Annotated in this window: 19 protein-coding genes; 4 read left to right on the forward strand and 15 right to left on the reverse strand. The window is 63.0% G+C overall.

Annotated features, from left to right (window positions below; genetic code table 11):
- Positions 1 to 690: 690 nt before the first annotated feature.
- From xerD to H6B31_RS13945, 9 genes are all read right to left on the reverse strand, one after another.
- On the reverse strand, positions 691 to 1572 hold the full coding sequence (gene xerD / locus H6B31_RS13905) for a site-specific tyrosine recombinase XerD (protein ID WP_204899048.1): 882 nt from the start codon (positions 1570 to 1572) through the stop codon (positions 691 to 693).
- A 31-nt stretch (positions 1573 to 1603) separates the two neighbouring features.
- Positions 1604 to 2224 (reverse strand): stage II sporulation protein M, encoded by a 621-nt coding sequence (locus H6B31_RS13910; RefSeq protein WP_204899049.1) that lies wholly within the window; start codon positions 2222 to 2224, stop codon positions 1604 to 1606.
- A gap of 320 nt (positions 2225 to 2544) precedes the next feature.
- Positions 2545 to 3978: a thioether cross-link-forming SCIFF peptide maturase gene (scfB, locus tag H6B31_RS13915; RefSeq protein ID WP_204899050.1), complete on the reverse strand. Its 1434-nt coding sequence runs from the start codon at positions 3976 to 3978 to the stop codon at positions 2545 to 2547.
- A gap of 898 nt (positions 3979 to 4876) precedes the next feature.
- Positions 4877 to 5017 carry a six-cysteine ranthipeptide SCIFF gene (gene scfA, locus H6B31_RS13920; protein ID WP_087292864.1) on the reverse strand — a complete coding sequence of 47 codons (141 nt, stop codon included), beginning with the start codon at positions 5015 to 5017 and terminating at the stop codon, positions 4877 to 4879.
- 82 nt (positions 5018 to 5099) lie between these two features.
- On the reverse strand, positions 5100 to 5540 hold the full coding sequence (locus H6B31_RS13925) for a TIGR04086 family membrane protein (RefSeq protein ID WP_243419064.1): 441 nt from the start codon (positions 5538 to 5540) through the stop codon (positions 5100 to 5102).
- A gap of 133 nt (positions 5541 to 5673) precedes the next feature.
- Positions 5674 to 6801, reverse strand: coding sequence for an aminotransferase class V-fold PLP-dependent enzyme (locus H6B31_RS13930; RefSeq protein ID WP_204899051.1), 1128 nt, complete (start codon positions 6799 to 6801; stop codon positions 5674 to 5676).
- A complete protein-coding gene (locus H6B31_RS13935) occupies positions 6798 to 7052 on the reverse strand; it encodes a putative Se/S carrier protein (RefSeq protein ID WP_204899052.1) in 255 nt (84 codons plus the stop codon). Before H6B31_RS13935 ends, H6B31_RS13930 begins: the two co-directional genes overlap by 4 nt.
- Before the next feature lie 104 nt (positions 7053 to 7156).
- Positions 7157 to 8323 (reverse strand): tyrosine-type recombinase/integrase, encoded by a 1167-nt coding sequence (locus tag H6B31_RS13940; protein ID WP_204899053.1) that lies wholly within the window; start codon positions 8321 to 8323, stop codon positions 7157 to 7159.
- Positions 8324 to 8474: 151 nt separating this feature from the next.
- Complete coding sequence (locus H6B31_RS13945) at positions 8475 to 9800, reverse strand: Na+/H+ antiporter NhaC family protein (protein WP_204899054.1); 1326 nt, start codon at positions 9798 to 9800, stop codon at positions 8475 to 8477.
- A gap of 135 nt (positions 9801 to 9935) precedes the next feature.
- Between H6B31_RS13945 and H6B31_RS13950 the strand changes: the two genes are divergently transcribed.
- Positions 9936 to 10898, forward strand: a complete 963-nt coding sequence (locus H6B31_RS13950) for a LysR substrate-binding domain-containing protein (protein WP_204899055.1) — start codon at positions 9936 to 9938, stop codon at positions 10896 to 10898.
- A gap of 300 nt (positions 10899 to 11198) precedes the next feature.
- Here the strand turns inward: H6B31_RS13950 and H6B31_RS13955 are convergent, their stop codons facing one another.
- From H6B31_RS13955 to H6B31_RS13965, 3 genes are all read right to left on the reverse strand, one after another.
- Positions 11199 to 11567, reverse strand: coding sequence for a hypothetical protein (locus tag H6B31_RS13955; RefSeq protein ID WP_204899056.1), 369 nt, complete (start codon positions 11565 to 11567; stop codon positions 11199 to 11201).
- Positions 11564 to 12277 (reverse strand): helix-turn-helix domain-containing protein, encoded by a 714-nt coding sequence (locus tag H6B31_RS13960; protein ID WP_204899057.1) that lies wholly within the window; start codon positions 12275 to 12277, stop codon positions 11564 to 11566. Before H6B31_RS13960 ends, H6B31_RS13955 begins: the two co-directional genes overlap by 4 nt.
- A gap of 96 nt (positions 12278 to 12373) precedes the next feature.
- Positions 12374 to 13087: a helix-turn-helix domain-containing protein gene (locus H6B31_RS13965; protein ID WP_204899058.1), complete on the reverse strand. Its 714-nt coding sequence runs from the start codon at positions 13085 to 13087 to the stop codon at positions 12374 to 12376.
- A gap of 1095 nt (positions 13088 to 14182) precedes the next feature.
- Between H6B31_RS13965 and cysE the strand changes: the two genes are divergently transcribed.
- The 3 genes from cysE to H6B31_RS13980 all read left to right on the forward strand — a co-directional run bounded on the left by cysE (position 14183) and on the right by H6B31_RS13980 (position 17016).
- The gene (cysE, locus tag H6B31_RS13970; protein ID WP_204899059.1) at positions 14183 to 14875 is read left to right on the forward strand and encodes a serine O-acetyltransferase; all 693 of its coding nucleotides are present in this window, start codon (positions 14183 to 14185) and stop codon (positions 14873 to 14875) included.
- 164 nt (positions 14876 to 15039) lie between these two features.
- Entirely contained in the window at positions 15040 to 16488 is a 1449-nt protein-coding gene (cysS, locus tag H6B31_RS13975; protein ID WP_204899060.1) for a cysteine--tRNA ligase, read from the forward strand.
- Between the two features lie 111 nt (positions 16489 to 16599).
- Positions 16600 to 17016 (forward strand): endonuclease domain-containing protein, encoded by a 417-nt coding sequence (locus tag H6B31_RS13980; protein WP_204899061.1) that lies wholly within the window; start codon positions 16600 to 16602, stop codon positions 17014 to 17016.
- Positions 17017 to 17233: 217 nt separating this feature from the next.
- On the opposite strand, the gene H6B31_RS13985 is transcribed toward H6B31_RS13980, so the two are convergent.
- From H6B31_RS13985 to H6B31_RS13995, 3 genes are all read right to left on the reverse strand, one after another.
- Positions 17234 to 17968 carry an alpha/beta fold hydrolase gene (locus H6B31_RS13985; protein ID WP_346014090.1) on the reverse strand — a complete coding sequence of 245 codons (735 nt, stop codon included), beginning with the start codon at positions 17966 to 17968 and terminating at the stop codon, positions 17234 to 17236.
- A 129-nt stretch (positions 17969 to 18097) separates the two neighbouring features.
- Complete coding sequence (locus H6B31_RS13990) at positions 18098 to 18835, reverse strand: TraX family protein (protein ID WP_204899062.1); 738 nt, start codon at positions 18833 to 18835, stop codon at positions 18098 to 18100.
- A gap of 170 nt (positions 18836 to 19005) precedes the next feature.
- Positions 19006 to 19273 (reverse strand): hypothetical protein (locus H6B31_RS13995; protein WP_204899063.1); only part of this gene is annotated, 268 nt, incomplete at its 5' end.

Raw genomic sequence — 19273 nt, forward strand, 5'->3', positions numbered from 1 at the left:
CCTGGCGGGCGGGTGAGGACACCCGCCCCTACGGCAAATAAAGAGGCGGGTGCGTTTTTTACGTAGGGGCCGGACACAGACCAGCCCGCGACGGAGAGCAGTTATCACCTGCTCGGCCAAGCCAGGCGCGACTGTGGAATCGCACCAGCTTCAATTTTTGGAAAGCCAGCCCCCAGTGGGGCGGAATAAATCGCGGCCGCCACTCAGATTTTGCGCGCCGGAAATTCTGCTCCCTGCGACAGGTACGCGTCCCCCGTAATGGGGGTCCGGGGGTAAGGCGAATATGGACACGAAGTGTCCATTCTGAGCCGTCCCCCGGCGATCCTTTGGGTACTTTCCCATCGCTGGGAAAGTACCTCGCCGCTGGCTGCGCCCGCAGGCGCGTTTCGGAGCGCAACCGCCCGAAGGGCGGCTCTTAGCGCGGAGATGGCGGCGAAATCTCTCCGTATCCAACGAACCCAATCCAAAATCTGTCCCCTCATCCGTCTGGCCTAGCGGCCAGCCACCTTCCCCCCAAGGGGAAGGCTTTGGGGAGAGCCAGCCCTTCGGGCCTCCCTCCCCTGAGGGAAAAGGCTTAAAAAGGACGAGCGACGAAACTCCTCTCTGAAAATAAGAAACTAAAACCGCCCCCGGACCAACGCACTGGTCCGAGGGCGGCGTCATTCAAAATAAATATAAGTACAAATCCCCTCAAGCCCGGGGGTGGCTCTTGCGGTACACGTCCTTGATCTTCTGATTGAGGAGCCGGGAGTAGATCTGGGTGGACGAGATATCCGCATGGCCCAGCATAGCCTGGATGGAGCGCAGATCAGCCCCGTTCTCCAGCAGGTGGGCGGCGAAGGAGTGGCGCAGGGTGTGGGGCGTGATGTCCTTCTCGATCCCCGCCTTCTCCTGGTAAAACTTGATGAGCTTCCAGAAGCCCTGGCGGCTCATGCGCTCCCCGTTCATGTTCACAAACAGGGCGGTCTCCTCCGGGGACTCCACCAGCTGGGGGCGCACCTGATGCAGGTACTCGTTCAGGGCCCGTACGGCGGTGGGGTACAGGGGGATGATCCGCTCCTTCCCCTTGCTGACGCACCGGAGCACTCCGGCGGGCAGGTTCAGGTCGTCCACGTTCAAGGCGATGAGCTCGCTGACCCGGATGCCGGTGGCGTACAGCAGCTCCAGCATGGCCCGGTCCCGGCAGCCCTTCAGATCGGTGCTGTCGGGCTGCTCCAGAAACAGCTCCACCTCTTTGCCGGTGAGGATCTGGGGCAGCTTGCGCTCCACCTTGGCGGCCACCACCCCCTTGGCCGGGTTGTGGTCCACGATCCCCAGGGCGATGAGGCAGCTGTAGAAGGACTTGATGGAGGCGATGGAACGGGTCACCGTGGCCGCCGACTTCCCCTTCCGGGTGAGAGAGGCGGCGTAGCGCTCCACGTCCTGGGTCAGCACCTCCTCCAGCTCCGTGTCCTGGCTGGACATGGCCGCCTCAAACTGGCGCATGTCCCGCAGGTAGGAGCTGACCGTATTGGCCGACGCCCTCTTTTCAGTTTTCAAATACTCCTCAAACAGGTCCAATAGCTCCGACACGCAGACAACTCCTTCTCCCAAACGGAGGCATTTACAACACAAACTGGGCGGCGGCCTTCAGCAGCACCGGGGCCGCCATACACTCCAACGTCACACACACAACAAGGCCCAGCCCATACAGCGCCAGCTTCCCCCAGTAGGCGGAGCCCTGAGGCAGCGGCGCCCGGCCGTCCCCCAGCACCCGGCACAGCAGGGCGTACGCCCCCTCCAGGCACTGGCATCCCGCCAGAAACAGCACCGGAGCCCACAGGAGGGCCGGCAGACCAAACAAGAAAAACGCGCTCGCCAATCCCACCGGACCGAAGATCCGGCAGAAGGCGGCCACGGAAAAGGAGAATAGAAATCCGCGCGCCAAAAAAAGGACCGGAATCCCGGCCACCCCCAGCGCGGTGACCCCCAGGATGCACAGCCCGATCAAAAAGCGCCCCTGCTCCCACAGCATGGGCCAGAACCGGGCCTGGATCTCCCCGGCCTGGGCGGCGGAGAGATAGTCCCGCAGAAAGGACTCCAGCTCCTGGGCGGCCTGGCCGGCGATCAGGCTGACCATCAGACTGCCCAGCACTCCGCCCAGAACAAAGGAACATCCCAGGGCGGTCAGGGGGCCCAGCTGGCGCAGAGCGGGCCCCAGATGTACACCGTCGCGTCGGTTCATGGCTGTCACCTCATGTCCAGCCTATGAGCCCGCTCCGAAAAATAGAAGCGAAGTCCGCGGCGTTCCCGGCAGGGGCATTTGCAGCCTTTCTCCGGTCCCGGCGCGTCCTGTGCAGGCGGCTTATGTTAAAACTATAACGCACCGGCGGCGTTCCCGCAAGTCTTTTCCCGCATTTTCTAAAAATTTTTCCATTCTGTCAAATTTTTATGTAAATTGCGTTATGTCTACTTACGAAACCAAAGAAACCGCGCCGCCCTTGCGACGGCGCGGTTTTGCAGGCTATGTTGTGGTTTTTGAAAAATCAGGACCCAAAATCTCGATTATTCCGCTTTTTGGCAGTCCTCGCACTGATTACAGTTTGTATAATTACCGTCCGTATTGGGGGCCTCCCCCATACCGGCGGCGATGGCCTTCAGGGCGATGGCGCACTCCAGGCGCTTGCGCTCCATTTCGCAGGCCACCTCGTTGGACAGACTTATGTCACCGTTGACCAGCAGGTTGGAGGCGGAGCAGCCGCCGCTGCAGTAGAACCGGGCCCAGCACTCCCGGCAGGCGGGGCGGGTGTAGATGTTCTGGTTGGCGAACTTGCCGGAGATGTCCATGTCGAAGGAGCCGTCGAACACATTGCCCATGCGGTACTCCTCCTTCCCCACGAACTGGTGGCAGGGGAAGATGTCCCCGTCGGGGGTGACGGCCACGTACTCGCACCCGGCGCCGCAGCCCCGCAGCCGCTTGATGACGCAGGGGCCCTGGGCCAGGTCCACGTTGAAGTGGAAGAAGTTCACGTCCTTCCGGCCCATCAGCTCCCGGGCCAGCTTCTCATACTCCTCCTCCACCTTGGCCAGGTCCTCCTCCTTGATGGCGAAGGGGTCGTCCAGGGGGCCGCTGGCGGGCTCCACCGACACGTGGCGGAAGCCCAGGTCGGCCAGGTGCATCACGTCGGCAGAAAAATCCAGGTTCTCCCGGGTAAAGGTGCCCCGGGCGTAGTAGTCCTTGGTGCCCCGTCCGGCCACCAGCTTCTGGAACTTGGGGACGATCACGTCATAGCTCCCCTTCCCTCCGGCGGTGGGGCGCATGTGGTCGTTGACCTCCTTGCGGCCGTCCAGGGACAGCACCACGTTGGACATCTCCCGGTTGATGTAGTCGATGTTCTCGTCATTGAGCAGCATGCCGTTGGTGGTGATGGTAAAGCGGAACACCTTGTCATGTTCTTTCTCCAGGGAGCGGGCGTAGGCCACCGCCTCCTTCACCGTGTCCATGGCCATGAGGGGCTCGCCGCCGAAGAAGTCGATCTCGATGTTCCGGCGCTTGCCCGACTTCTCCACCACCCAGTCGATGGCCTTCTTGGCGGTCTCGGCGTCCATGGTCATCCGGTGGCCGGTGCCGAAGTCGCCGGTGCCGGCGAAGCAGTACCGGCAGCGCAGGTTGCAGTCGTGGGACACGTGGAGGCACAGGGCCTTCACCACCGCCTGACGGGGCAGCTCCATGGCGGCCTCCGGGTCCAGATAGTCGTCGCTGGAGAACAGCAGGCCCTGGTCCTGGAGGGCCCGCAGCTCCTGCCAGGTCTCCTCCAGCTCCGCCGGGTCATACTGGGACAGCGCCTCCAGAATGTCCTGGGGGCAGTGCTCGCCCAGCTTCTCCTCCCCCTCCACCCGGGAGAGCAGGTCGTAGCTCATTGGGTCCAGCACGTGGACCGCGCCGCTGTTTACGTCCGCCGCCAGGTACTGGCCCAGGGCGGTAAAGGTATGTACCATTCTAAAAATCCTCTCTCTTTTTCTCTTTTATGATAATTTCTGACGGGATATATTATGGCTTGCCGATTGGTGCGCAGGGGTTTCGCCGCCTGCGGGCGGCGACCTACTTTGCCCATGGCGGCAAAGTAGGCAAAACGCCACCGGGGACGGCTCCAGATGAGCACTTCGTGCTCATAGTCGCCTTACCCCGGACCCCCATTTACGGGAGTCACCCCTTGAAGTGCGCAGAACATTTCCGGCGCGCAAAATCAGGAGTGCTTGGGTACTATCCCGTCCGGCCCCACTGGGGGCCTGAGTGGGGAGAAAATTGGGACTGGTGCGATTCCATGCCTGCGCCTGAACTTGCCGAACCAACGAGCTTGGTTCGGAATATGGGATACCTCATCCGCCCCCTTCGGGGGCACCTTCCCCTAAAGGGGAAGGCAGGGGGATAGCGTTCCAAAGCCTTCCCCTTTAGGGGAAGGTGGCACGGCCGCAGGCCGTGACGGATAAGGGGAACGGTCCTGATTATGAGGGCGGTCCGTTTCAACCGTAGGGGCGCACAGTGTGCGCCCGCGGGCCGGTCTGGGACCGGCCCCTACAAAAAAGGACATCTTCTATTATATTCGCCGTAGGGGCGGGTGTCCTCACCCGCCCGCTCTGGAGGTGAGCTTCGTTTGTAGGGTGCGGCCTCCCGGACGCGCCGTTCCACTTACACGCAAAACGCCGTAGGGGCGGCCCTCGCGGTCGCCCGTGCCGGATCTTGAATCAGGTTTCGCTCCCCTTTGTAGGGGCGGTTATCAGCCGCCCGAGCCTTCCACCCAGGAGGAAAGCTAAACGGTGAAACTTCCGGCGGGAGCTTACAGGCAGAAAAAAGGGCAGGCGTTCACCTGCCCTTTGGGAAAGCGCAATTCAGCGCTTACACATTCTCACACTTCTGGTTGGCCACCGTGCAGGAAGTTTTGCAGGCAGACTGGCAAGAGGTCTGGCACTCGCCGCAGCCGCCCTTGGCGGCGCTGGCCTTCAGAGTGGCGCCGTTGAGGGTCTGAATGTGTTTCATTGGAATCTCCTCCTATGCTTTCACGGAGCAAGCTCCGCATAATTTGAAGCTATTATAGCACAGAACACGCCCCATTTCAATCTCATCTTTTGCGTTTTTTCTTGGGGCGGCTGCCCAGGATGCCCGCCATGGCCCCGCCGCACAGGCAGGAGAGGAGCATCATCCCCCCTCCGTTGGAGATGGAGGCCTCCTCAAACAGCAGCGTTCCCGCCAACAGCAGCAGCAGAAACAGGATGGCCCCCACCCCCGCTCCCACCAGCAGGGTGCTCCGGCCGATGCGCCGCACCGCCAGCAGTCCGCCAATGAGCGCCCCCAGCACGCAGGCGGCCAGCACCGCCCGCTCCATGAACCGCTCCGGGACCGCCCCGGCGGAGATGAGCAGGGAGCAGACCAGCAGCGCCAGCACCGCCGCCAGCACTGCCGCCGCTCCGCCCAGAAGCATCTGACCCATCACCGTGATCCAAAGCCCTCCGGTCTCCTCCGGCTTTCCTTCCCGCCGCTTCTCCCGCGGTTTTTTCGTCATATCCGACCCCTCCCCAGTCTGTGAGCTTGTATCCAAAGCCTATGCGGGCAGGGGCTGTCCACTTGCCGGTTTCGGGAAAAAATCACAGCCGGGCGGAGCCGTCTGCTCCGCCCGGCTTTCTCTCCATCTCCGGTCAGGTTTTCAGCAGCACGCCCAGGGTCCGGAGAAACTCCTGGACCTCCCGGGGGGTGGTAAAGGCGGACACGCTGGCCCGCAGGGTGCCGGTCTCCAAGGTGCCCGCCGTGCGGTGGGCCAGGGGGGCGCAGTGGAGCCCCGCCCGCAGGGCGATCCCCCGGCGGCCCAGCTCCTCCCCCAGCTCCTCACAGTCCCGGCCCTCCACCCGGAAGGAGAGCACCCCCGCCTGGGCCTTGGACCCCGCCGGGGCCCGGAAAACCTCCACTCCGGGCAGTTGGGAGAGCCCCTCCCCCATCCGCCGGATGAGCCCCTCCTCCCGGGCGGCGACGGCCTCCACCCTCTCCCGCCGGAGGAAGCGCAGCCCCTCCAGCAGGCCGGCGATCCCGGCGATGTTGTGGGTGCCCGCCTCCAGCCGGTCGGGGAGAAAGTCGGGCATCTCCTGGCTCAGGGAGACGCTGCCGGTGCCCCCCTCCAGCAGGGGCTCCGCCCCGTCCCCGCACAGGAGCAGCCCGGTGCCCTGGGGGCCGTAGAGCCCCTTGTGCCCGGGCATGGCGACGAAGGCCGCCCCCAGCTCCCGGAAGGACAGGGGCAGGCAGCCGGCGGACTGGGAGGCGTCCACGATGAGGGGCACCCCCCTCTGGCGGCACAGGGCGGCGATAGACTCAATGGGCAGAATAAAGCCGAACACGTTGGACACGTGGGTGCACACCACCGCGTCCACCTGGGGCGTCAGCTCCCGCCGGAAGGCCTCCAGGGCAGCCGCCCGGTCAAAGAGGGGGTTCTCGGCCGCTTTGACGGTCACGTTGGGGATGGCCCGGAGGGGCCGGGTCACCGCGTTGTGCTCATAACCGGAGATGAGCACGGTGCTCCCCGGCTTTACCAGGGTTTTGATGGCGATATTCAGGCCGTGGGTGGCGTTGAAGGTAAAGACCACCCGGTCCGGCTCAGGCACGTCAAAGAGGGCGGCCGCCTCCCGGCGGCAGGCGAAGGCCGTCTCCGCCGCCGCCATGGCGGGCCGGTGCCCGCCCCGGCCCGGGGTGGCCAGGTGGTCCACGGCGTAGGCGCAGGCCCGGGCCACTGAGGGGGGCTTACGCAGGGTGGTGGCCGCGCTGTCCAGGTAGATCATAGCTCCACCTCCCGGTAGCTGCCGTCGCCGGTGGTGATAAAGACCCGCTTGGGCTCCAGCATGGCCCGGTGGAGCGCCCGCAGGGCGCCGGCCAGGTGCCGCTGGGAGATTTTGACGGAATGGCTGCACCCCTCCCCCGCAATGCTCTTGGGGGAGCGGAGTATATGGGCCGTGATCCCCGCCCGCTCCAGCGCCGCGGCGGTGCGCTGGGCGTAGGTCAGGGAACGGCACACGATGAGATAATAGAGCATGGCACGGTTCCTTTCTGGGGGGACGCCATGGCAAAGACCGTTCCCCTCAAACCAGCGTATGCCGGAGGGCGGCCGGCGGATACCGGGGCCGCCCTCTCCATCTCTCATTTCAGGGCGTCTGACACCCGCTGCACCAGCTCCTCGTGGGTCCGGTCCACCAGATGGGTGTAGATGCGCCCGGTGGTGGCGGGGGTGGAGTGGCCCAGCGCCTTGCCGATGTCGAACAGGGAGGCCCCCTGGCAGGAGGCAATGGTGGCGAAGGTGTGCCGCAGGCCGTGGAAGGTGAGCCGGGGAAGGTCGTTCTTCTTTACAAACCGGGTGAAGGCCAGGGACAGGGCGTTGGGGGAATAGGGCACCCCCTTGGCGTCCAGGATCACGTGGTCGGTGGGGTTGTAGGTGGGGCTTTGGAGGCAGCGCTCCTGCTGCTGCCGGGCCTGCTCCTGCTCCAGGAGGAGGTACACCTCGTCGGGCAGGTACAGGGTACGCACTGAGGAGCGGTTCTTGGTCTCCTTCTGGACGATGGTGGCCCCGTAGGCGGTGCGGGCCTCCCGGATGAGGACCAGGTGGCGCTGCAGGTCCACGTTCTCCCACTTCAGGCCGCAGATCTCCTCCCGGCGCATGCCCAGGCTGCCCGCCAGCTTCACCGCCAGCTCCAGAATGTTGCCCTCGATCTTCTGGTAGAGGAGCTTGAGCTCCTGGTTGTTGTAGAAATAGGACTCGGTGGTGCGCACCCGCGGGGGCTCCACCCGCTCCATGGGGGAGGCGGGGATCACGTCCTGCCGTACCGCCGAGCGCAGGGCACTGGAGAGCAGGTCGTGGTGACGGCGCATGGTGTTGGAGGACAGGCCGTTGGCCCGCTGGGTCTCGGTGTAATACTCCTGGACCATCTTGGGGGTGAGCCGCTTCAGCGGCACAGTCCCAAGGGCCGGGTCAATGTGGTTGTCGATGATCTTCTGGTAGGCGTACACGGTGGTCTCCGCCCGGTTGGGCCGGACGATGGAGTCCATCCAGTACTCCAGCCAGTGGGACAGGTCCAGCTCCTGGGCGGGGGCCAGCTTCCGCTCCAGCTCCCGCTCCCGCTCCAGCTCCCGCTCCCGCTCCAGTCCCGCATGGAAGTCCCTGAGGCCGTTCCGGGCGGCCGCCAGGGTGGGAAACGTCCGATACTGCTTGATGCGCTTCCCGTTCTCATCCCGCCCCAGTTCCATGCTTACGTAGTAGAGCTTCCGCTGATCGTCATACGCGATGTTCCGTTCCACTGCTTTCCTTGCCATATACTCTTCCTCCTTTTTTTTCTCTCTCTAATAGAGTTGGCAAATGACGCGAAAAAAACCGCGTATTTTTAGCATAGCAGAGAAAAAGTCTTTAAAAAAGATAAAAAAATTGCCCCTGACACAAGCCAGAGGCAACGATTTAAGATAAATTTCAACTTTCTGCCATCTTCTTCCTCTCCCTCTTTTTCCAGAACAGCCAGTCGCACAGGGGACAGAGATAGAGAAAACAGGCGAATGGGATGGCCAGGGCCGAGGCGTCCATGGCGGCCAGGGGCACGCTCACCGCGATGGACCAGGGGACCATGGCGGGCAGGGGGATGGCCGTGTTGCCCAGGGCGTGGGCCAGGTCCACGCCCCCCTGTCCCCGGCGGCGGTACTGGTCCCCCACCATCTGCTCGGTGAGCACCAGGGCGATGGACTGGTTGCACAGCAGGGCCGCCGAGGCCAGGGCCACCAGGGCGGTGGTGAAAAACAGGTCGGTGCGCTCCGTCAGATGCTCCAGCTTCTCCTTCACCGGGTCCAGCAGACCGGCTCCCTTGAGGATGCCCGAGGAGGTGCAGGAGAAGAGCACAATAAGCATGCCGTTCACCATGGACACCACGCCGCCGCCGGACAGGATGTCGGACAGCTCCGGGTGGTCCAGCTCACAGCCGAACACGCTGATATGGAGGGCCTCCAGCCAGCCCACCCCCTGAAGGAGGACGGCGACCACCACCGACACCCCGCAGCTGATGAGGATGGCCCACACCGCTTTCACGCGGAAGAACGGGAGCGCCAGCAGGATCACCGCCGGGATCACCGTCCACCAGGACAGGTCGAAGGACTCCCGCAGGGCGTTGAGGATGGCGGGGTCCACCTGCCGGATGGGAAAGAGAACGGACAGGACGCCGTAAACGATCAGCGACAGGGCCAGGGGCAGCGGGGTGGTCCGCCACATCCGCCGCTGCATGGCGTTCTGGTCCGTCCCGGCCAGGGCGGCCGCCAGGGCCGACGAGGAGGAGGCCGGGCTCAGCCGCTCCCCCAGATAGGCCCCGGAGACCACCGCCCCCGCCGTCATGGCCAGGTCCGCCCCGCCGGTGCGGGCGATGACCGACAGGATCACCCCCGCCGTCCCCGCCACTCCGAAGGCGCTGCCGAAGGTGAGGGACATGACGGTGGCCATGAGAAAGGCCGCCAGCAGAAAGATGTTGGGGGTGATCAGCTTCAGGCCGTTGTAGACGAAAAAGGCGATGGTGCCGCTGGCCCGCCACAGTCCGGTGAGGCAGCCGATGAACACCAGCACCCGCAGCACCACCATGGCGGTGCGGGCCCCGTCCCCCGCCATGGCGGCCAGCGCCCGCCAGCTGTGCCCCCTCCGGCGGGCCGCCAGGGTGAAGCACACCAGGCCGAAGGCCAGCCCGATGGCCAGGGACCAGCCCATGGCCATACACAAAAAAATGCCGCACAGAAATACGGCAGATGCAATCAACATATCCATGTCCGCTCTCTCCTGTCTGCTGGGCGGCCCGCCCGCCGCCCGGTGGTAACAACCATTCTACCGAAAACTTTACAATTCGTCCAATATCACTTATGATATAAAAGCTATAAAATCCATGTAATAGGAGGAATCGACGTGGTCTCCAAACAGGACGAAACCTTTTTGGCCATCGCCCAGGCGGGGAGCGTCTCCAAGGCGGCCCAGGGGCTCTACCTGTCCCAGCCCGCCGTGAGCCGCAGCCTGAAGCGGCTGGAGGAGGACCTGGGGGCCCAGTTGTTCGACCGGGAGGCTGTCCCCCTCCGGCTCACCCAGGCGGGGGAGCGCTATCTGCGCTATGTGCGGGAGAACCAGGAGCGGGAGCGCCGCCTCCGCCAGGACCTGGCCCAGCTGGAGCGGGAGCCCAGCGGCACCGTGCGGGTGGGGCTGAACTTCTGGCGGTCCTCCCTGGTGCTGCCCCGGGTGCTCCCCGCCTTTCAGAGGCGGTACCCCCACATTCAGGTGGAGCCCGCCGAGGGCTCCCACCAGGACCTCTCGGTCCTGCTGGACCAGGGGAAGCTGGACTTCGCCCTCCTCCACCGGCCCAACCCCTACCCCCAGTTCGCCTTTCAGCACCTGCGCCATGAGCGCATCCTGCTCTTTCTCCGCCGGGACGCCCCCGTGCTGGAGCGCCTCTCCCCCGCCGCGGGGGACCGGGGACTGCCCCACCTGTCCTGGCCGGAGCTGTCCGCCCTTCAGGACACCCCCTTCCTGCTGCTGAAAAAGGGGCAGAACCTGCGGGAGCAGGCGGAGTACATCTTCCAGTCCGCCGGCATCCAGCCTCCCGCTGCCCTGACCACTCTCAGCCTGACCACCGCCCTGAGGCTGGCGGCGGAGGGGTGCGGGGCCGTCCTGGCCTCCGAGGCGGTGCTGGACGGGGACTTTCTGCCCCCCTCCCTCCTCCCCTTCACCGTGGGCGACCCGCCGGTGCGGTGGGAGGTTGGCTTCGCCATCCGGGCCGGCGTCCCCCTCTCCGCCCCCGCCCAGCTGCTGGTCCAGGCCATCCAGGAGGCCTTCGGGGACGGACCGGCACAGGCCGGTGCACCTTCAACGCCCCTCTAAACGCACAGCGCCCCTCCGCTCAGACGGAGGGGCGCTCAGGCTGTCAAAAAAGTCCAAGGACTTTTCCGACAGCCTGAAAATGCCAATACTTTCCCACCGCTGCGCGGCGGAAAAGTCCTCGCTGCGCTCGCTGAACGCCTTGCCATGCAAGGCATTCAGGGCATTCGATCCCACTCGAGGCGGGCTGCCGCCCCCTCGAGCTCCCCCGCCAAAACTGAGGCGCATTCTGCTCAACAGAGGTTTTTTGACAAGCTGAGCATCCCTCCGTCTGGACGGAGGGATGCTGTTTTCCCTTTTCCCTTAAATTTTGACGCGGCGGACCGCCAGCCACACCAGGCCGCCCGCCTGATAGGCCAGCAGGTCCCAGGGGTCCCCCACCGCCTCCGGCTTCCACAGAGGGGTCAGGACCTCCCACACCAGGGCGCACAGGAGGAGAAAGGGGACGGTCACCTTCCAAGAGGCCACCGGAGGCAGCCGCCCCAGGCTCAGCAGCAGGTCCAGCCAGGCGCAGATGGCCAGCCCGGCAAAGACGTCGTTGGCGTAGCAGGCCAAAAACCACCCCGGCGCGCCCCCCACGCTCCCCCGCAACACGTGGACGTTCAGCAGGTAAAAGAGCCCCGCCCCCAGGCACAGGGCCAGATCCAGCCCCCGCCGCTTTTTGTCCGTCACAGGATGGAGAGGATCAGGACGGCGGCGATAACCCCCACGATCACCGCCCCCACCGTGCCGCCGAAGGACATGCCGCCGGAGGAGGCGCTGGGGTACTCCAGCTTTCCGGTCTCGGCATTCAGGCCGGGCCCCTTGACGAGGGTCTCCACCGGTGTGTCGCCAGTGGGGTCGGAATAGATGGACAGACGGCCCGGATCGGGGAACTGCTTGAGAAGCTGGACCGCCTGTTCTTGGCTGAGTCCCCGAAAGAGCACCTTCGGTGCCTGAGGCAGCGCATTGTACATATCCTTCTGAGTACCCTGTTCACTGAAGGGGAAATCCGGCCAAAAGCGCCCCTTTCGGAGAATCTGCATCATCACCGCGGCCTCTTCGTGGGAGGCCGGTTGATTGAGCACCAGACAGTAAGTATCCCCGCCGGCCGCCAGCTGATCCTGCCCGCAGTCGGGACAGAAGTGGGTCCCCGGTTCCAGCACTCGGCCGCAGCGGGGGCAGACGGGTTTGGCGCTCTCCGGCTCTTTGCCCAGCAGCAGGTAGTCCGACGTCACGTCCAGGACCCGGCACAGGGCGGCCATCTGCTCCAGAGAGGGCTCAGCGGCCCCCCTCTCCCAGTCGGCCACCTGGAACAGCTGGAGCCCCAGCTCCTGGGCCAGCTGGAGCTGGGTCAGTCCGGCCCTGTTCCGGGCCGCGGCGATGCGCTCTCCTAAAGTCATGGGACCACTCCCCCTTGTTTCAGATTTATTTAAGAACAGTATACAGAGAACCGGCCCCGTTGGCAAGAAATTTCGGCTGTTTTCTCCCGCCCCGCCTCAAAACAGGGAGAGCACCAGCACGGCGGCCAACACCCCCAGAAACACCGCCCCCACCGTGGCCCCGAAGGACATGGGCGTCCGGCTGGGCTGCGGGCTGGGGAGGGACTGGGGCGGCACCTGGGGCTTCTGCACCAGCTCCTCCGCCGAGCTGCCGTCGCTGTCCCGGTAGACCGCCGCCATCCCCGGCGCGCGGAATGCAGCCAGGGCCTCCGAGGCCCGCTGGGCGGACAGCCCCCACATGAGGGAGACGGGAGCGCGGAACAGCAGCGCCTCCAGCTCCTCCTGGGAGCGGCGGCAGATGGGGAACTCCGGGGCGCACCAGGGCCGTCTGGACAGCCACGCCAGCGCGTCGAAGGCGGCGGTGAGATTTTTGCGGGGGTCCACCAGCACCAGGGAGTAGGTGTCCGCCTCCTCCTTTAGGAGGGGGTGTCCGCACTGGGGGCAGTACCGGTCCAGGCCGGTGACAATGGCCCCGCAGCTCCCGCACCGGGCGGGGGGCGCCTCCCGGGCCCCCTCCTCCCCCAGCAGCAGCCAGTCGCAGGACACCCCGCAGATCCGGCACAGCTCAGCCACGTATGCCACGTCCGGGTTTGCCTGGCTGCTCTCCCACTTGCTCACCGCCTGGCGAGAGACACCCAGCCGTTCCCCCAGCTGCTCCTGGGACAGCCCGGCCTTCTTGCGGGCCAGGGCGATGCGTTCTCCTAAGGTCATGGAAGTTCCTCCTTGGTGGGCGAGTTTTTGTTTTTTCTTTATTGGGGGATTTCGCCGCCCTATTCTCTTTTAGCCTTCTCCCTGGGGGAAGGCTCGGGCGGGCGGCCACATGGGGCCGCCCCTACGGCGAATAAAGAGGCGGTTGCGTTTTTCGCGTAGGGGCCGGTCCCAGACCGGCCCGCCGATGATGGACCAGCAAACACCTGCTCGGCAAAGCCAGGCGCGGCTGTGGGACCGCACCAACAACAATTTTGGAACAGCCAGGCCCCAGTGGGCCGGATTGGACCGCGGAAAGCCACTCAGATTTTGCGCGCCGGAAATGCTCCTACATCTTTCAGGTACGCGTCCCTCGTAATGGGGGTTCTAGGGGGTGGGCGAATATGGACACGGAGTGTCCATCCTGAGCCGACCCCCTAGCGTCTTTTGGTTCCTTTTCCACGTGGAAAAGGAACTCGCCCCGCAGGGCGAAACCCTGCAAAATAGGGCGGCGGGGGCGAGCCCCCGCCCTACAGAATTTTTCTCACGACACCCGTTCCTTTAGACTGCCCCCTCATCCGTCTGGCCTAACGGCCAGCCACCTTCCCCCCAGGGGGAAGGCTAAAAAAGAGCAGGCGGCAAAAATTCCACTTAAACTCTCTTTCATCATACAACCCCTCCCCTCTTTTGGCAAGGAAACCGGGGTAGAATCCCGTCAACCCCAGGTTGCTCCGGGGAAAACCTCCAAAATTTTTCTTCAAACTTGACACAGCGGGGGGCGGATGGTAATATAATGTTTCGTAAGGCGCTGTGAACGGAAGAGTAGCGTTTGCTCCAAAGAACAGAGAGGGCCCTTCACCGGCTGAAAGGGGGTCTGCGGCGGGGAGATGTGAAGTGCGTCCGGGAGCGCGGCGGGTAATGCCGCCCGAATGGACCTCGTTACCGGTCCGGCAAGCGAGAAATGAGAGTGGAACCGCGATGACGTCGCCTCTTATGTCCCTTTGGGGAATAAGAGGTGTTTTTCTTTTTCTCCGGCCTGTACCTCGGTCCATGGGGAGGGCGGGGAAAACCGGAAAACGCACGGTCTCTCTTCTCGGTGTGTCTGTGAGGAGGAACCCAATGTTCAAAAACCTAATGGAGACCCTGGAGGCCTATCAGCGCCGGGACCCGGCGGCCCGGAGCAAGCTGGAGATTTTCCTGCTCTATCAGGGGGTCCACGCCACCCTGTATCACCGCCTGGCCCACTGGCTATACTGTCATAACCGCCGGTTTCTGGCTCGGTTTGTCTCCCAGTGGAGCCGGTTCTGGACCGGCATCGAGATTCACCCCGGGGCCAAGATCGGCCGACGGCTGGTCATCGACCACGGCATGGGCATCGTCATCGGCGAGACCGCCGAGGTGGGGGACGACTGCCTCATCTACCACGGGGTCACCCTGGGCGGTACCGGCAAGGACCAGGGCAAGCGCCACCCCACCGTGGGCAACAACGTGCTCCTCAGCTGCGGAGCCAAGGTGCTGGGCCCCTTTCACATTGGGGACAACGCCCGCATCGCCTCCAACGCCGTGGTCCTATCCGAGGTGCCCCCCGACGCCACCGCCGTGGGCATCCCCGCCCAGATCGTCCGCATCGCCGGAAAAACCACCCACTACGCCGACGAGGTGGACCAGACCAGCGTGGAAAACCCCACCCTGGAGAAGCTGGAGGCCCTGTCCCAGCGGGTGGAGCTGCTGGAGAAGCTCTTGGACGAGAAGTTTATGGAGGAGAAAAAGGCCCAGGAAAATGCAGAATGCAGAATGCAGAATGCAGAATGAATGTGTCTGTTTCGGTCCTGCTTTGTCCCTGAATGGGTTCTTTTTTGCAAAAACAAATTGAAATTTTGAATTTTGGAATTGCCGAGTACAGCTTGCAGCGCAGAGTTCATTCTGCATTCTGCATTCCTGCATTCTGCATTCCTCAAAGTACGGAGGAGATTTTGATGCTGTTATACAATTCCGCCACCCACAAGAAAGAGGAGTTCACCACCCACACCCCCGGCCGGGTGGAGATGTACACCTGCGGACCCACGGTGTACCACTTCGCCCACATCGGCAACCTGCGTTCCTACATCATGGAGGACGTGCTGGAGAAGTTCCTGCGCTACAGCGGCTATGACGTGAACCGGGTTATGAACATCACCGACGTGGGCCACCTGAGCTCCGACGCGGACACCGGCGAGGACAAGATGCTCAAGGGCGCCAAGCGGGAGCACAAGACCGTCATGGAGATCGCCCAGTTCTACACCGACGCCTTCTTCGAGGACTGCCGCAAGCTGAACATCAAGCGCCCCGACACCGTCCAGCCCGCCACCGGCTGCATCGACGAGTATATCAAGATCATCTCCGGCTTGCTGGACAAGGGCTACGCCTACCAGGCGGGGGGCAACGTGTACTTCGACTCCTCCAAGCTGGAGCGGTACTATATCTTCAACGACCACGACGAGGAGGACCTGGCCGTGGGCGTGCGCGAGGGCGTGGAGGAGGACACCAACAAGCGCAACAAGAACGACTTCGTCCTCTGGTTCACCAAGTCCAAGTTTGAGGACCAGGCCCTGAAGTGGGACTCCCCCTGGGGGGTGGGCTACCCCGGCTGGCACATCGAGTGCTCCGGCATCTCCCTGAAGTACAACGGGGAGTACCTGGACCTGCACTGCGGCGGCATCGACAACGCCTTCCCCCACCACACCAACGAGATCGCCCAGAGCGAGAGTTTTATTGGCCACCCCTGGTGCAAGCAGTGGTTCCATGTCCACCACCTGAACACCAACTCCGGAAAAATGTCCAAGTCCAAGGGGGAGTTTTTGACTGTCTCCCTGCTGGAGGAGAAGGGCTATGACCCCCTGGCCTACCGCTTCTTCTGCCTGCAGAGCCACTACCGCAAGGGGCTGGTGTTCTCCTGGGAGAACCTGGACAACGCCGCCCAGGCCTATCAGAAGCTGGTAGCCCGCATCGCCGCCCTGGACCCCAAGGACGGGGCCGTGGACGAGGCCGTGCTGGGCGAGTACAAGGATAAATTCCTCCAGCAGGTGGGCAACGACCTGAACACCTCCATGGCGGTCACCCTGCTGTACGACGCGTTGAAGGCCAAAACCAACGGCGCCACCAAGCTGGCCATCCTGGACAGCTACGACCAGGTGCTCTCTCTCTCCCTGCTGGAGAAGGCGTCGGCCGTCCGGGAGGAGCAGGCCAAGGTGAAGGCCGCCCAGGCCCAGGCCGGCTACACCGTCACCGGCGAGGGCGACCCCGAGATCGACGCCCTGGTCAAGGCCCGGGGCGAGGCCAAGAAGGCCAAGAACTTCGCCGAGGCCGACCGCATCCGGGATGAGCTGAAAGAGAAAGGCATCGAGATCACCGACGTGCCCGGCGGGGCGGTTTGGAAGCGGGTCTAAGCCGCTCCATCTTCCCGATTCCAGGAAAGGCCTCATCCGTCACAGCCTTCGGCTGGGGCGGATGAGGTTTTATCCGAAGATTATCTCAACCCGTAAGGTGGTGAACGTCCCATGATTCACCAGTCTCAAAATCCTAATTTAAAATCCGCCGCACAAGAACTGCGCCGGAATATGACCAAAGAAGAACGCCATCTTTGGTGCGATTTTTTAAAAACACTGCCGTTCAGCGCACATCGGCAAAAGGTCATCGGTCCGTATATTGTGGATTTCTACCTTTTACAGGCAAATCTAGTCATTGAACTGGACGGTTCTCAGCACTATGAGCCGGAACACCAGCAGATGGATCTGGCGCGGGATGAGTATCTGGCCTCACTGGGACTTACCGTCCTGCGATATTCTAATCAGGAAATCCGTACGAACTTTCATGGGGTGTGCCAGGATATTTGGAGACATCTTGTTTCGGCGGAAAAACCTCATCCGTCACAGCCTCCGGCTGTGCCACCTTCCCCTAAAGGGGAAGGCTTTTGAGAAGCGCGCCCCCCCTGCCTTCCCCTTTAGGGGCCGACTCCCCCTGTCAGGGGGAGATGTCCCAAAGGGACAGAGGGGGTAGGGACAGGTGCCCCAGTGCGCACACTGGGGCGGATGAGGTACCCTAGAGCACAAAAATTGCCACGTGCCCGGCGGGGCGATTTGGAAGCGGGTATAACGAAAAAATGGTTCCGGTCCTGACGGGCCGGAACCATTTTTACTTTCGTTCCAGAAAGGGAACTGCAATTTTCAGCCACTCATCCGGCCGGTAAACGGACAGGTATCCATGTCCGTATCCTTTCGCCTCATAAAGCTCACAGGATGGCAGCAGCGTTTGAAACAGGCGGGCTGACTTCTTGACACAGTTCATCTCCTTCTCCCCGTACCAATACATGACCTGTGCGCCGCTGTCTCTTACACTTTCTTTCAGCCGATACCGCATCATATAGGTCCGATACATGGCATACAGCGTCTCCTGGAGCAGCTTTGGCATATCCTGAAGGTAGTACGCCTTGATCCCCTCCGGATAGCGCATTTCCTCCGGCAGGACCCGGTCCATAAGGGACAGCTGACGGCGGCAGGCTTTTTCGCTGAACAGAAGCGGTCCGAACAGGCGAACAGACGCGATACAGAACCGCGCCAGGACTGGCTGGGGAATGCACAGGCTTCCATCTATGATGGCTTTTTCGGCAATGTCTGATTTCCTGGCCAAAAGCTCCATTACAATCTGCCCGCCCAGCGAGACGCCGCCCAAGGCGAACAGGCGGCCTCCACACTCCCGCAGGATGTAGTCCATCAGCCGGTCCGCAGTCTGCTCCGTGGAGCGATAGGGAATCTGGTATTCCTCCCCGTGCCCATCCAGCGTGGGCAAAATCACGTGGTAGTGCGGGGACAGTACGCGCGCCTGTCTCAAATAGTTCCACCACGCATTCCCGCCCCCATGGATCAGCATGACATGGGGCGCGGTGCGCGGTCCAAATTCATGGAAATTCAAAGCTTTTCTCCGCTCCCAACCATAACATTTGAGAAGATGCAGTTCCACAGCCGCCCGGCAAACGCCGGGCGGCTGTTCGTCTCTCGGTCACACCCCCAGAGCCATCCGCACCAGGAAAATGACGAACAGGTGGCCCGGGTAGAAGGCATAGAAGAACCACTTGGGGATCTTGGGCTCCACGTGGGTGGGCAGGAAGATGAGGGGCACAGCCAGAATGGCGAAGATCTCAAAGCCCACGGCGTGGCCGCCCACCACCAGGGCCAGAGGGTCCTCCAGGCTCCCGCCCCAGAGCGCCGGGAGATAGGACAGCACGTAGATCAGAGCCCCCAGCCAGGGCTTGTTCCGGCACAGGTAGAAAATCAGGGTCAGGATGACTCCCGTGTTGGCGTAGTCCGCGTTCAGGACGTTGATGGCCAGCACCCCCACCACGAACCACCACCACTTCCGGGATTTGACGCCGTAAATGGCCAGCAGGCTGAAAAACAGGGTGATAAAGATGTTCCAGTTGGTCAGATTTTCCCAGAACTCGTGGGGGTGGAAAGCCAGCGCATAGAAGGGCTGGGAGATGACGGCGAAGATGGCCAGCCGCCCCAGGTACCGCCTGATGTCGTGGGTGTACAAGAGACCCACCGTCAGGCAGTAGCAGAAGATGGGGAAGGCCAGCCGTCCCACCCACCGGAAGGCCGGGTATCCGGGGAAAAAGACGGTGCCCACGTGGTCCACCACCATGCATAAGATGGCGATCAGCTTCAGGAAGTTGGTGTCCAGGTTGGTTTTCAGCCGGGGGGCCTGTGTCTGTGCTTGTGTCTGTGTCTCTGCATCCATGTCTCTTGCTCCTTTGTATGGTCGTTCTTCACCGCAACCGCCCAGGGGGCTTGCGCCCCCGGGGGTTGGGCGAAAAACAAAAACGCCGTGCAGGGCAATGCCTACACAGCGTGAGAAGGGACCCTTCTTCATGCGACACCGCCGCCGGAACACCACGACAAAACCACCCTTTACAAGAAAGGCCGGACTATCGTATAATATTCCATGCGGTGCGGCCGGATGGCCGTTGTGTAGGTGGTCGAAGCACCTGCGCAGGTTTCCGGGTGTTGGCCCACTCGGAAACTGCCGCATTTTTGTTTTTCACGACGATTATAGCAGGAAACGCCTGCTATTGCAAGAGGGAAAGCCGCCGCGGCCCATCTGAACTGAACCCGTAAAAGCGGACAATAGACAAAACGCCCCCTGATGTAGGAAAATGGAAGTACTACATCAGGGGGT

The organism is Pseudoflavonifractor capillosus (genome assembly GCF_016899775.1).
In the GTDB taxonomy this organism is placed as follows: domain Bacteria; phylum Bacillota; class Clostridia; order Oscillospirales; family Oscillospiraceae; genus Lawsonibacter.

Bases quoted from the DNA above. Each gene is read 5' to 3' on its own strand.
- H6B31_RS13910 (WP_204899049.1), bottom strand. From the start codon at position 2,224: ATGAACCGACGCGACGGTGTACATCTGGGGCCCGCTCTGCGCCAGCTG.
- scfB (WP_204899050.1), bottom strand. From the start codon at position 3,978: ATGGTACATACCTTTACCGCCCTGGGCCAGTACCTGGCGGCGGACGTA.
- scfA (WP_087292864.1), bottom strand. From the start codon at position 5,017: ATGAAACACATTCAGACCCTCAACGGCGCCACTCTGAAGGCCAGCGCC.
- H6B31_RS13925 (WP_243419064.1), bottom strand. From the start codon at position 5,540: ATGACGAAAAAACCGCGGGAGAAGCGGCGGGAAGGAAAGCCGGAGGAG.
- H6B31_RS13930 (WP_204899051.1), bottom strand. From the start codon at position 6,801: ATGATCTACCTGGACAGCGCGGCCACCACCCTGCGTAAGCCCCCCTCA.
- H6B31_RS13935 (WP_204899052.1), bottom strand. From the start codon at position 7,052: ATGCTCTATTATCTCATCGTGTGCCGTTCCCTGACCTACGCCCAGCGC.
- H6B31_RS13940 (WP_204899053.1), bottom strand. From the start codon at position 8,323: ATGGCAAGGAAAGCAGTGGAACGGAACATCGCGTATGACGATCAGCGG.
- H6B31_RS13945 (WP_204899054.1), bottom strand. From the start codon at position 9,800: ATGGATATGTTGATTGCATCTGCCGTATTTCTGTGCGGCATTTTTTTG.
- H6B31_RS13960 (WP_204899057.1), bottom strand. From the start codon at position 12,277: ATGACTTTAGGAGAGCGCATCGCCGCGGCCCGGAACAGGGCCGGACTG.
- H6B31_RS13965 (WP_204899058.1), bottom strand. From the start codon at position 13,087: ATGACCTTAGGAGAACGCATCGCCCTGGCCCGCAAGAAGGCCGGGCTG.
- cysE (WP_204899059.1), top strand. From the start codon at position 14,183: ATGTTCAAAAACCTAATGGAGACCCTGGAGGCCTATCAGCGCCGGGAC.
- cysS (WP_204899060.1), top strand. From the start codon at position 15,040: ATGCTGTTATACAATTCCGCCACCCACAAGAAAGAGGAGTTCACCACC.
- H6B31_RS13980 (WP_204899061.1), top strand. From the start codon at position 16,600: ATGATTCACCAGTCTCAAAATCCTAATTTAAAATCCGCCGCACAAGAA.
- H6B31_RS13985 (WP_346014090.1), bottom strand. From the start codon at position 17,968: ATGCTGATCCATGGGGGCGGGAATGCGTGGTGGAACTATTTGAGACAG.
- H6B31_RS13990 (WP_204899062.1), bottom strand. From the start codon at position 18,835: ATGGATGCAGAGACACAGACACAAGCACAGACACAGGCCCCCCGGCTG.